Origin of the sequence: Phormidium tenue FACHB-1050 (assembly GCF_014696925.1) — a bacterium.
In the GTDB taxonomy this organism is placed as follows: domain Bacteria; phylum Cyanobacteriota; class Cyanobacteriia; order Pseudanabaenales; family Pseudanabaenaceae; genus Pseudanabaena.
Genome location: NZ_JACJQY010000016.1, coordinates 1 through 12719, shown reverse-complemented (window position 1 = coordinate 12719; position 12719 = coordinate 1). Strand labels below are relative to the sequence as shown.

Below are 12719 nucleotides of genomic sequence, written 5' to 3'. Positions count from 1 at the left end.
TCGCACCGCATTCTCTTTTATTAGGACTTAATAGCTACCCAATCTCTTTTTAGTAATGTGACAAAAGTGGCGATACCTTTGGAAAATCCTACGGGGTCTTGCATCGCATATTCAGGGAAATCTTCATAGTGTCGCCATTGTTCTGCTGCATTGTGGCGTAAATGTAAGACACGTTCACCATCTTCAAGCTTCCAAAGCATTTGACCGCCAGTTGGGATATTAGACATGGTTCTCCTCCTGTTATGTTAACCAGAACATTCAACATTGGTATGAGCTACCAGTTGTTATGGACAATTTTGGCGATCCCAATATTAAATTCTGTAAATATAGCTACTTTTAATATAGCCATTGTTATCACACTAGTGTATATGCAAGCGTTTTACACTCACCTATACCTAAAGGTATGAATAGACCAGCGCAACCTATTCATCACTAGAACTTTGTACTCAAACCCCAAAGGGAATGACAGCGAGAAGCTCTGTCATTCCCTTTGGGGTTTTGATTTGTCTTAACTAACTCAAACATGGTTATATTTGGTGCGGTAAGTGTCAAAATAAGTTCTAACGTTGTGAGATTGAGGCGAAACGATGTCACTAAAAGCTGGCAAAGAAGCGTTGCTGCGAAAGCACTATACTGAGGCGATCGCTATCTTGACTGAATATAGTCAAGATAGTAATGATTTGACCTCCAAAGACTATGTGCAAGCGCAAATTTGGCTAGTTTCGGCGTACAAAAAAACAGGTCGAGCTGATAAAGCGATCGCTATTTGTGAACAATTAGCAACATCTTCTGATCCACAATTGCAAAAATGGGCGCAAAAATCCTTAATTACCCTTCGTGCTGCCCTTGATGCGCCAACTGATGATCGCATCAGGCGGAATGAAGATGTCGCTTCGGTAATCAAGTCCGATCCTCGTCGCTATCGCAAAAAAGACGTTACCCTATCGCTTTCCTCTCGCTATACATATTTCCTGATTGCGGCGATCGTGCTAACAATCGTGGCGATCATCGGCGTACAATTTTTAATCAGCTATGGAATTTCGCGAATTTTTACCGATTACTTTTCAGAAGCTTGGGTAACCACAACGGCGATCGTGTCAGTGGTATTCAGCGTTTTGCTGTTTTTTATGTCACCTTGGATTATCGACATCACTCAAAAACAATATCACCGCATTCAATGGATTACCTTGGCGGATTTGGATGAAAAGAGTCCTGAAGCAGTTGAAATCATTGAGAATTTTTGTGAAAAGTACAATATATTTGTGCCGCGATTGGGATGGATTGAAGACGATGCACCTGTGGCTTTTACCTATGGAGTAATCTCCAACTCAACGCGAATTGTCGTTAGTCGCGGGTTATTCGCTTGTCTAGATGATGATGAAATTGCTGCGGTTTATGCCTATCAACTTGGAAGGATTCGGAACAAAAGCTTTGCAGTTTTGACCTTTGTTTCCGCTCCCGTTCAAGTTCTTTATTATATTTATGTGTTATTGAGCCGTCAAAGTTATCGCGCTAAAAGTGCTAAACAAATCTGGCAAATCACAGCAACCTTTGCCAATGTTCTCTATTCTCTCAGTAATTATTTGTTGGTTTGGATCTCCCATGTCAGTACGATTGTCAGCGATCGCTTTGCTTCAGAAGTAACAGGCAATCCTAATGCTCTGGCTCGTGCGCTACCCAAAATGGCGAGGCAAATGCTGCCTTTTAATCAGCCTGCCATGCCCACTAATCGTCTTTTAGAGTCTACGAGAGCATTAGGAATATGCGATCGCCAAACCATGACAGCGATCGGGCTAGCAATGGAAATCGCCCATGTCGGACAAACCGATCAAGATCCCTATCGAGTTTTCCTCTGGGAACTATTCAATCCTTGGCGGCGTTGGCTAGAAATCCATTCCACCCATCCCCTAGTTGGGAAACGTTTGAAGTTTCTTTCAGGATATTCCAAACAATTGGGTCTGTTAACAGAATATGACTTTGCGGAACTATTAAAGGAAGAGAAAAAGCTCAATAAAAAAGCTTTATATCAAAACTTTTGGCGCGATTTGTTAATCCAAATTTCGCCTGTTGTTGGTGTTGCGATCGCTGTAACTGCTGCCATGCTGTTATCGCAACTATATAACCGATGGTTATTATTGAGTTTGTCGATGATTGGTTTAGGCTTAGGATTTATGCTGCAAGGCAGTTTGCGCTATCCCGATTTTCGCAAAGTGGCTGATACTGATCTAGTAAGTCTAATGATCGATCCCTATGCCAGTTATGTCCAAGGCTCTCCTGTTCAAATCCCTGGGGAGTTGCTCGGCTATGGTACTGATGAGTTCTATATTGGTTATATGCTACGCCTAGAAGATCAAGGTGGCTTAGCCTTCATCAACTATATTCCCAACTTCCGTCAATGGATTATCGATCCTTCTAATACCATCAAAAATCTAGAAATGCTATGCGATCGCTCGGTAATTGCGACAGGCTGGTTTCGGCGCGGTAAGTTTCCAATCATCGATCTATCGACGTTACAACCCATTATGGAGGATCGCCCCAAGCAACGCGCTTCTCTCACCAGCTATCACCAATTCTGGAACAATATCGGTAGTTCGATTCTAGTTCTGCTAGGTTTATCGCTTTTACTCCTAACTTCTAGATTGTTCTAACTTATTCTAATTTAGCGGAATTGTTAGTAAATTTGAATGCTTATAGCAAAGTAAGCTTTGCTTAGGACATAAAACACAAGAATTGAGTGGCGGCGCGAAGCGCCGCCACTCAATTCTTGTGTTTTGGTATGAGTCGCTCACTATGGATCTGATGGAGATTTTTCTGGAGTAATTGGAGCCTCAATAGAAGGAGGTGAGGGTGTAATGGGAGGGGGATTATCCACAACTGGTTCGGTAAGGGGTTGTACGACTGGTTCGGTAACAGTTGGGGCTGGCGAATTAACAATTGGCTGAACTGGAGTTGTAACTGGTTCAGGTGAATTTATCTGTGGCTCTGGCGATCGCACAGGTTGTGAATTCACGGGAATAGTCACAGCCGTAGGTTTAGGAGTTTCTAATTCCCTTTGACGACGATCTTCTGCTAATCTTCTTTGTTCAACCTCTTGAGCGGCTAGCTGCTCAGCCTCCTGACGACGACGCTCCTCGTTTTGGCGTTGAAATTTAGAACCTTCTTCTTCAAAGGTGACCCTCACTTTTACATTAACTCGACCACCCTCAGGCACAGTTTGGGGATTAAATTGCCATCTACTCATTGCTTCTAGCGTTTCGCGATCAGTCTGCTCATCGCCGCTAGACTGACGCAGTCGCACATTTGTCACTCGACCATCTGGGGTAATGTCATAGGTAACTCTGGGAGTTCCTTCTCTACCACGATATTGAGGTTTAGGACAACTGAGGCATTCCAGTTTTACGGCTCTAGTTTCTACAGGTGGAACGGGCGGTAAAGCATTAGTTTGAGTACCTTTACTATCTGGTTTACCATTCGTAATTCCACCAATGACACCATTCTTCTTGCCATCGGGATTACCATTCTTTTTGCCACCTAAAATAAAGCCTGTCGGAATTTTGTTGTTACCAAAACCAGATCCAATCCCATTTTTAACAATGATAGTCCCCCCGCCCTGCTGGATTGTTGTGTTGCTAGCTCCATTCGTTAGCAAAGGTTTCAAGTCATCTGGAGCCGCAGCATCTTTACCTTCTTTTATGGGTGTGATCGTTTCGGGCGCAAGGGCGATCGCTATAGGAGCAGTTTCAATCTGGGGGATTTCTTCATTTACAGGTGTGATTGGTTCTGGTTCTGTGGCAATTTCGGGGATTTTTTCTTCAGTGGATTGGCTTGCCTCAACCACTATTTCGATAGTGTCATCTGGCTCTTTGTTAGTTGTTTTCCATAGAGTAGGTACTGGAACAATCATAACTGCTGCATGAACACAGGTAGATCCGACTAAGCCTATAAATAGTAAGGATGTTAAAGCTTTGTTTTCTTTTTTCGCTAGAGCGTCAACAAGTTTAGGTTCATGCATAGATTGATCTCCTAGTTAGTCTGTAATCATTAATTGTTTTTTGTAGCGATCGCCATTTTGACGCGGGGAATTTGGCGCAGTTGATCCATAATTTGAACCACATCGCCATGCTGGACAGTGCGATCAGCATTGAGGACGACAATTAGATCTTGGTTTGGTTCTAGCAATTGTTTGACGCGATCGCTGACTTCGGCAATTCCGATTTTTTGTTTATTAAGAAATACCTCTGTCTTCTCATTGACACTGATCGTAGCGCGAGCGGGTGTTTTTTGCATTGCGCCAGACTGAGCTTTGGGTAAGTCTACGGGTAAGCCTTCGGTACGATTGAGAAATAATGAAGAAAGTACAAAAAATGTCAACAGTGCAAAAATTACGTCCATCAGCGGCAAAAGGTTCTTGATTTCTAGAGGCTGATTTGCCATTTCAGCCTCATAGCGGCGGCGTAGTCTTCTAGACATGGGTATTTACCTGTTGATGAGCCTGTTGACGATGCGATCGCAAATGTTGTAATTCCAATTGAGTGCAGCATTCATCAAAATAAGCAATCTGTTGAGCATAAAGAGATCGAAAAATAGTTGCAGCAATCAAAGCCATTACCGCCACAATCAATCCTACCGCAGTAGAAATAAGCGCTTCACTAATGCCACCAGTGACATTGAGAGACTTAGAGCCACCGATGTCACCTAAAGTGAGCGAACCAAATGAGGTGATGAGTCCAGTTACCGTACCAAGTAAACCTAGTAAGGGAGCTAGCCCCACAATGACTTCAAAAACAATATTGAAACGCCTGAGATTAGGTAATTCCGATTGTGTCCTTGCGTCAAGGGCAAGGGCAAATTCATTGGGTGTAGCGTTAGGTATCGATAGAGCTTCTAAATAAATGCGGGCGATCGCTAGGTCTCCATGCTGTTGCAGAAACTCTTCAGATTGAGCAGGATCTTCTTGATAAATTTGTAGTGCTGTTCTCACGACTCGCTTCTGGTTTTTTCTGTCCTGCGACCAAAAAATGGAGCGCTCAATTGCTAAGGCAATCACTAAAAATGAACAAACCATGAGAGGGATAATCGTAATCCCACCTGCAACAAGAGTATCGAATAGTTTAGACATAGCAAATGTAAGGTTGGATTAGATAAACTCTAGTAATGCCAAAACACAGGTTGTTGAAACCCTTACTGGGTTTAGTTTTTAATTCAGGAAAGTTTAGTTGTGCTTCCTGAATTAGCATACAGCTTATTGAGATTATATATCAATAAGCTGTATATTTTCTATAATGAGTGATGTTACGTAGAGCAAAGATTGTCATCATGTTTCTATATCATCTTAAAAAAGGATTTGGAGACCAAATCCCTACATATTTGTAAAAGTAGGGGCTTGGTCTCCAAGCCCCCATCTCAGCTTTTCAAGCAAGCGAGGTACAAAGGTTTGTTTCCCCGCCGAAGGCGGGGAAACAAACCCATACTTCACCACACAGATAAACACTATAGGAAATTAGAAAACCTAAAAACTAGCTTGCAGACCAACTCGATAGGTTAACTCTGGTTGATAGATGCGATTTGTTTTTTCGTAACTATTACCAGTCAAGTTTTCTAGATTTAAAGTCAAGGATACATTTTTATATAATGGAACCCTTGCATTAAAATCTAGACTGAGATAAGCAGGAGAAAAGTCAGTCGCTGACTGTCCTGCTACCCCTTGGGCAAAAACGGCGCGGCGCGAGCCACTGGAATAGTTAAAGAATAGATTTGCTTGCCAGCCATTAGAATCATAGCTAACGCCCAGCTTGCCAACAGAATAGGGAACTGTAGCCAGTTGCAATCCCACTTCAGAAGCGATTTTACTACTATTAATCTTGGCATCAGTATAGGTGTAGTTGATAAATGTCGAAAACTCTGGAGAGAGCTTCCACTTCAGTCCAGCCTCGATACCATTGGTACTCACTTGTCCTACATTTTCCCAACGTCCTGCGACTATACCAAGGCGATCGCTTAAATTGCTACCGAAATAGGTTAACTGAGCCAGCACTGAATCAGTCACACTCAAGTCTAAGCCAGCAGTATAGGCTACACCACGTTCAGGTACGAGATTGGGATTTGACAGCCAATTATGCACAGTATCAAATACAAAAAGCTGATCTAGTCCAGGATTTCGCTGAAGTACGGCAAAACTATTACGGAAAGCCAGTTCGGGCGTAATATTCCACCTTGTGCCGACCGTAGGATTGAGATAACTTCCATAATCACTAGTGAAATTCTGACGCAAACCTAGTTCCAATTGAAAATCATTGGTAATTTTCCAAGCATTTAAAGCAAAGAGGGCAACTAGAGAGCGATCGCGATTAACAGTGCCATTGAATCTAACCAGTGCAGGAAGAGAGCTAAGTACATCACCACGAATAGAGTCAGACTTAATATCAAATCCCCATGTGAGCTTGTTGTTGGTTGCTAGTTGCCACTGGTGTTCAACGCGACCACTCAAAGTGCGAGAGTCTAAAGCACCACTACGAAAAGCACTTACTCCTGTTGGGCCATAGGTATTAAAGAAATCTTGATTAAAAGCGATTGTTGTTTTTAAGATCGAATTATCGCCCTCACTCAATTTACTAGTTAAGGTTGCGCCAATATTCAACAAATCATGATCGAGGCGATCGCGTTGCAGCGGAAACCCAAAGTAAAGCAGCCCACGCCGACTTGCTGTCTTATATGCATCAACACTCAAGGAATTGCGAAAATCTAGAGGGATTTCAACATTTCCATAAAAATTGTCAATCCGCGAATCTCCATTAAAGAGCTTACCGTCAACAGGATTACGGTTAGCTGCTCCTACAGGTACAGGATAATTATTATCTGTTGAAAAGCGCTCATAACCTAAACGAAAATTAACACCATCCAAGGTTCCTCCATATCCAACACGATAGCGTTGATAACCATAGGAACCTAATTCAATCCCAGCAGTAGCTTTGAGTGGTTGAGGCGCTTTTTTGGTGATAAGATTAATCACACCACCAAAGGCTTCAGAACCATAAAGTGTGGCACTAGTTCCACTTGTTAATTCCACACGCTCGATCGCATCTACGGGAATACTATTGAGGTCAGTAGCACCGTGATAGGTGCTAACGTTACTCCCAAAGGAGCGACCATTAATTTGGAATGTTGATTGGTTAATGGAAAATCCACGCAAAAAAGTACCAGTATGAATATCTGCCCCAAAGCCGTAGTCATTGATCGCAAATCCTGGCAAACTCCGTAACAATTCAGAGGCGGTGCTGGGATTTTGCTTCTCAATTTCTGACTTGGGTACGATGTAAGTGGGTGCAGATGAAGGAGCAAAGCTGGGAGACTTCCCTGTGACCGTTATCTCCTCTTCCTCTTGATCATCATTTAAGTCAGATTGCTCTTGAGATTGAGCGATCGCTTGTCCATTTTGATTCTTTTGATCCTGAGAATATTCTCTACTTATTTCTGGCAACAAATCTGAACTACTACGGGAACTTTGCGATCGCAATTCGTCAACGGTCAAGATCTTATGAGAATCACCACTTTCTGTAATTGGATTTGCCTTTGCAATTTCTACAAAGCTAAAAACGGGCATCGCGAAACAAGGTGCTAAAAGTAGTAACCTTACAGACTTCATATTAATCTCAACTCCTCACAAGTTTAGCCGTTAGGCTTAGAAATACTAGACAGCAGTGTAAAAGGCATATTGTTTGACTTTTTCATAGCCAATGTCAAAAGACAGAGTGTCAAATAAACATAAGGATCTAAGAATTAATTTCAAAGCAAAGCCCGTAAAGTTGCACTCTATAGGGCGTAACTTTACGGGCTTTAGTAATATTTCGCATAGGTACTTATTTGCGTCTAGCTCTAAGACTTATGCCTTACCTTTAACGATCTCCTGTAACTTATTGCAAGCCTCAGAAATTGCGTCAATACTTCCAGGATTGACTAGTCCAAAGTAGTCGAAGGTGTAAACGCTATCGCTGGTCACAGCATCAAGCTTATTCCAAAAGGGAGTTTCCTTTAATTTATTAATTGTGCCATCACCCACATCAACGAGAATAAGAACCTGAGGATTTGCTTCTAAAACTTTCTCCGCCGAAAGTGTGATGTAGCCACGCACAGGGCTTTGACCTTGTAACTCGGCAGCCGCGTTATTAATTTGGAACTGGGTTAGTAAATCCCCTGCCCAACTATTTTTATTGGGTGCGAGAATGGGTTGCGAACTGACGAGAACGAGGGTTGATTTGGGAGTAGTCGCCTTTGCAGAAATTAGTGATTGATAGGACTGAATTAGGGCTGTGGGATCGGCTTGAATTTCGGTGGCGATCGCCTTGGTTAATTCTTCTAATGACTGCCAACTAGTGATGCTAGAGGTCATGGTCTTGATCCCTAGCTCCTTCAATTTAGCAAGAACCTGATCATGAAACCCTGTTGCGCCAATTACTAAGTCAGGCTTGAGAGCGATGATTTTCTCTAAATTTGGAGGGGTTTGTCCTTCGCTAACTTGGGTGATTTTGGAGATTTCAGCATTCTCTCTCAACAAGCGACTTCCAGGAATACCGACTAGTTTCGTTTTGTCTAAGCGATGCACAATATCGGCGGAAAGCGAAGTTAAAGCAACCACTTTAGAAGCACCAACGGGTTTAACCTCTGCGGTTGGGGATTGTGCGGGTGTTGTTGGAGTCGTAGATTGGGAAGGGATAGCGGGATTGCAAGCTATGGTAAATATGGTGATTAGGGAAATAATTACCCAATTTCTTAGCGATCGCATAAATTGAAATACTCGATAAATCATAATTATAAGCTATTGATAATTTTGAGGTATTTGAAAAACCATTTATAAATTATTGTCTATGGGTAAAGGAGATCCCCCCTTGTAAAGGCTACCGTGTACACACAAGTCATAAAACCCAGTCAAGTCAACAATTAATCGCCCCCTAGCCCCCAATTCTGGGGGAACAAGAAAATAAAATTCTTTCAAAGTCCCCCAGAATTGGGGGATTTAGGGGGCTTAGATAAATCAAAACGTAGACAGAGAGACTTGTGTGTACACCGTAGGGGGGATAATTTTCTTCTTCCCCCTTTACAAGGGGGATTGAGGGGGATCTCTTAGTTAACTTAAAACATTAGCGATCGCCTGTTTCTGCTCAGCGTCATAGCCCCATTTTTCAAGAAACGCTGCATACTCGCCACTATTCGTAGTGGCTGAATCCTGCATTTGGTTAGCAATGGTACGAACTTCAAGTAGATCGACTTGCTCAATTAGCCGAGCCGTGCGTTTTGCCACGCGATCGGAACCTTGTGCTTGTTCCTCATTGCCATTGCGCCGATGGGCGATCGCCATAGCGGTGGACATAGCGAGATTTTTCACTAGCAATTCCGCGATCGCATTAGGTTCAGCTTGTAAAGCTTGAACGATCGCAGGGCTAGGATTGTCGGAGAGTTCCCATTCTCCTGTCAAAAAGCACACGAAAAAGCCTCTGGCTCCATTGGAAGTTTTGACAAGGTTGGTAATTTCGGATTGCAGTTGAGCCTCATCAAGATCGGTGCGCGATAGAAGTTTCTCTGTATAGGCGATCGCTTCTTCAAAGGTCATGGGCTTCTCATTGTTCATCAGCGTAATGTGTCGAAATTGAATACTCATTTTTAATTGCTCCAAAATTTAAAAATTTATATATCTCTGTCGCGCCATGCGTTCGTAATTTTATCGGTCTGTAGATGTCGCATATTTATCATCCCTAATCGTTTGGTAATCCTAAATCTGGTAGTCCTTTGACAATTTTAACGGTTTCCAAACTAACGGTGATGACTTGCTTAATCAATCTCACGATGTATTCCTCGTCATCAAGGCGATTAGGATCGTTGGTGATACCGCTTCGTTTGTCGGTGCTGACTTGGTATTGATCGATGATCCAGTCTAGAGCGGAACGGTTGCCTAGTTTGTATTCAAAGGTTTCTGGGGGAATACCTATAAGCGTTAGGAAGTCGTTATATTTGATTTGGGTTTTGTCTTTGCTGAGGCGCATTTTTTCGACTCGCCAATCAATTGGGAGGTCTTTGTTTTCAATATGTTTGAGGCGATATTCGGGTTGTTGTTCGTAGTTGATATGGATTTCGGTGAGGCGTTTTCCTGCTGTGGCAAAAGGATGAAACTCTGGTGTGAAGGGGATGCGTGGTAGTTCGCGTTTGAGGTTGGCGGCGTAGCGTTGGCGATAGTGGGGATGATGAAGTAGGGCGTAGGTGTAATGGAAGATGTCCCATTTTGTAATTTTGGGATCTTGATAATGGGTTTGGAATTGTTCTAACGCCCAATCAGTAACGTTTTCTTGGCGATTAGTTCCATCTTCGCTATAAGTATAAAAAGAAAAACATTGAGTTTGCCTACCACCATAATGAAGACAAGGAATACAATTTGCTATTTGAGCAGAAAATGGAACTTGAGCTTCAGTAACGATACAAACAACTTGATTTTCTTCTTCGCTCTTTTTGTTTGGAAATATTAAGTGGAATTGACCTCTTCTATGAGTTAAAACATTGTCAAAATATAAATTCTGGCGAGTAAATGGACGATAAATAGATTGTCTAATTTTTCCTGTGCTGAAATCTACTTTTACTCCAGATTCTAAACATTCTTTTAATCGGCTACTCCATTTAATTTTTGTTTCGTCGTATGAAACAAAAGAATCAACGCTATCACCTTCTTTTCTTTCATTTTCCCATTTGTAAACCTGTTCGTTATAGAAATTTATAAATGACTGTATGTTTTTGGATAGTTCTTGAATGTTGAAATTGTAAGCCCATTCATCTCTAGCAGTTTCAGCCCCTCGACTATAAAGCTTAAAAATTGCATAAGCCGCTATCCCATCAGTCGATTTTGCTTCTTTTGTTCCAAGCGGAATAAAATCTTCATACTCAGAATGTAAACCTTCCAAAAGCCAGTTATACTTTGCGTCAGGCTCAATAGATTCCCATTTAATATGTTTGAAACTATCAATCGACTCTAAATGTTGTAGTTTTTGTTCTTTTGTCCAGAACTCATCAACTCTTGCATAATAAATCTTTGCCTTTCCCATTAATCTTAATCTCCATTAATTGGTAAAGAGCGAATACGGATGCGATCGCGATCAAAAATGATAATGCTACCTGCATCAATACTTTCTTCAAGGCTAGGAAGATTTGCCAACAAGATTTGTAATTGTGTTTCAGGTCGGCGATCGCTATTGCGGCGAAACAAGATAACTGAGGGTTTAGATTCCTGCTTCAAAGCCAGCAAAGTACCAAAATCGGTATCTGCGGAAATAACCGTGCGTCCTTCTCTAGCTGCATATTCAAAAATCTCGATGTCTTCAGATGCTTGCATACCATAGTCTCGGACATGACTAGCATCAAAACCAGCCTGCCTCAAGCCAAATGCGATCGCTGGGGATAAAGGGTTGTCGATTAGAAATTTCATGCACTTAATAAAGGTAATTCTCTTTCACGCATAGCTTGAGCAGCATAGTGCAGAGCCTCACGGATGTCATCAGTTTGTAAATCAGGTAATGCCTCTAAAATTTCGTTATCCCGCATACCTTCAGCAAACATCCCAACCACAGTAGCAACTGGAATGCGAAGCTCTCGAATACAAGGTACACCACCCATTTTCTTGGGATTGACCGTAATTCTTGTAAATCTCATTGCTAATTATTCTCCTTACGATGTTTAACAAAAATATTGACACTGACACCAACCTGAATACCAAACACATTATTCTTTGTCCCAGATAATTTTGGGTTTTTTCTTACATTGCCTCCTAGATCAAAAATGTAGACCTGATCGAAATCATTTTCTAGATTTTTTCTAACTCCATCAAAAGCAAGATCATTGATTAAGCTATTGTTGGTCACAAAAGCAACTATGCCTTCTTTATCTCCTATCCTATCAGAAGCCCATCGAATTGCTTTAACGTAAGGATCAGAAAGAGCATTTTTGTTTGTTGCTTTAGAATCCTTGCTGTAAGTCTCACTCACGCGCTTATCCATTGTCGGATATTTGCGATTGCGATTATTCAAATCTTCTGATTGATAGGCATTGTAGGGAGGATTCCCAATAATCACAAAAATCGGTGATTGCTTTTGTCTCTCAACACGCTTCGTATTTTCTGTAGAGAAAAGCGCCAAACTTAGTTGCTTTGCTTCAGCAAGTTCAAACGTATCAACTAAACAAATCCCCTCAAACGCCTCATACTTCCCAGTCTGTTCAAAATACTCATGCTCAATATTCATCGACGCAATGTAATAGGGCAACAACATCACCTCATTGCAATGCAACTCATGCTCATACTTGTGAGGCAAAGCCGACTTCTGGATTTCCGCAATCTCACGCATCACCCGCATGATGAAATTTCCCGTACCCACAAACGGATCGAGAATATGCACACCCTTATCCACCAGAGACTTCCCAAACTCCCGTTGCAAAATCTCCTCCACACTCTTCACCATGAAATTTACAATCGGCTGCGGTGTATACACAATCCCATGCGTATCCGCCACCTTCGTCGAAAAGCCCTGAAAGAACTTCTCATAGACCGTATTCAAAAAATTCTGCTTTTGCGAAAAATCATCAATCGTTGCCGCCGTCTCCTCGATCGCCCCATAAAACCGATCCAAACTACTCAAAAAATGAGCGCGGCTGAAATGCTTAGAAGTCAACGCATTGATCACCTTCTCAAT

Annotated in this window: 12 protein-coding genes; 1 reads left to right on the top strand and 11 read right to left on the bottom strand. The window is 42.0% G+C overall.

The window, feature by feature from the left end; translation table 11 throughout:
* Window positions 1-20: 20 nt before the first annotated feature.
* Window positions 21-227, bottom strand: coding sequence for a hypothetical protein (locus tag H6G05_RS11565; protein WP_190578326.1), 207 nt, complete (start codon window positions 225-227; stop codon window positions 21-23).
* A 360-nt stretch (window positions 228-587) separates the two neighbouring features.
* Between H6G05_RS11565 and H6G05_RS11560 the strand changes: the two genes are divergently transcribed.
* Window positions 588-2648 (top strand): M48 family metalloprotease, encoded by a 2061-nt coding sequence (locus H6G05_RS11560; RefSeq protein ID WP_190578325.1) that lies wholly within the window; start codon window positions 588-590, stop codon window positions 2646-2648.
* A 140-nt stretch (window positions 2649-2788) separates the two neighbouring features.
* On the opposite strand, the gene H6G05_RS11555 is transcribed toward H6G05_RS11560, so the two are convergent.
* The 10 genes from H6G05_RS11555 to H6G05_RS11510 all read right to left on the bottom strand — a co-directional run.
* The gene (locus H6G05_RS11555) at window positions 2789-4012 is read right to left on the bottom strand and encodes an energy transducer TonB family protein (protein WP_190578324.1); all 1224 of its coding nucleotides are present in this window, start codon (window positions 4010-4012) and stop codon (window positions 2789-2791) included.
* Between the two features lie 29 nt (window positions 4013-4041).
* On the bottom strand, window positions 4042-4470 hold the full coding sequence (locus tag H6G05_RS11550; protein ID WP_190578323.1) for an ExbD/TolR family protein: 429 nt from the start codon (window positions 4468-4470) through the stop codon (window positions 4042-4044).
* Window positions 4463-5119, bottom strand: coding sequence for a MotA/TolQ/ExbB proton channel family protein (locus H6G05_RS11545; RefSeq protein ID WP_190578322.1), 657 nt, complete (start codon window positions 5117-5119; stop codon window positions 4463-4465). The genes H6G05_RS11550 and H6G05_RS11545 overlap by 8 nt, the downstream gene beginning before the upstream one ends.
* A gap of 390 nt (window positions 5120-5509) precedes the next feature.
* Window positions 5510-7642: a TonB-dependent receptor plug domain-containing protein gene (locus tag H6G05_RS11540; RefSeq protein WP_190578321.1), complete on the bottom strand. Its 2133-nt coding sequence runs from the start codon at window positions 7640-7642 to the stop codon at window positions 5510-5512.
* 237 nt (window positions 7643-7879) lie between these two features.
* Window positions 7880-8803, bottom strand: coding sequence for an ABC transporter substrate-binding protein (locus H6G05_RS11535; protein WP_242025436.1), 924 nt, complete (start codon window positions 8801-8803; stop codon window positions 7880-7882).
* A gap of 318 nt (window positions 8804-9121) precedes the next feature.
* The gene (locus H6G05_RS11530) at window positions 9122-9652 is read right to left on the bottom strand and encodes a hypothetical protein (RefSeq protein WP_242025434.1); all 531 of its coding nucleotides are present in this window, start codon (window positions 9650-9652) and stop codon (window positions 9122-9124) included.
* Between the two features lie 94 nt (window positions 9653-9746).
* The gene (locus tag H6G05_RS11525) at window positions 9747-11081 is read right to left on the bottom strand and encodes a type ISP restriction/modification enzyme (protein WP_190578320.1); all 1335 of its coding nucleotides are present in this window, start codon (window positions 11079-11081) and stop codon (window positions 9747-9749) included.
* Between the two features lie 5 nt (window positions 11082-11086).
* Window positions 11087-11461, bottom strand: coding sequence for a DUF5615 family PIN-like protein (locus H6G05_RS11520; RefSeq protein WP_190578319.1), 375 nt, complete (start codon window positions 11459-11461; stop codon window positions 11087-11089).
* Window positions 11458-11685, bottom strand: coding sequence for a DUF433 domain-containing protein (locus H6G05_RS11515; RefSeq protein ID WP_190578318.1), 228 nt, complete (start codon window positions 11683-11685; stop codon window positions 11458-11460). Before H6G05_RS11515 ends, H6G05_RS11520 begins: the two co-directional genes overlap by 4 nt.
* A 2-nt stretch (window positions 11686-11687) precedes the next feature.
* Window positions 11688-12719 (bottom strand): N-6 DNA methylase (locus H6G05_RS11510; protein ID WP_190578317.1); only part of this gene is annotated, 1032 nt, incomplete at its 5' end.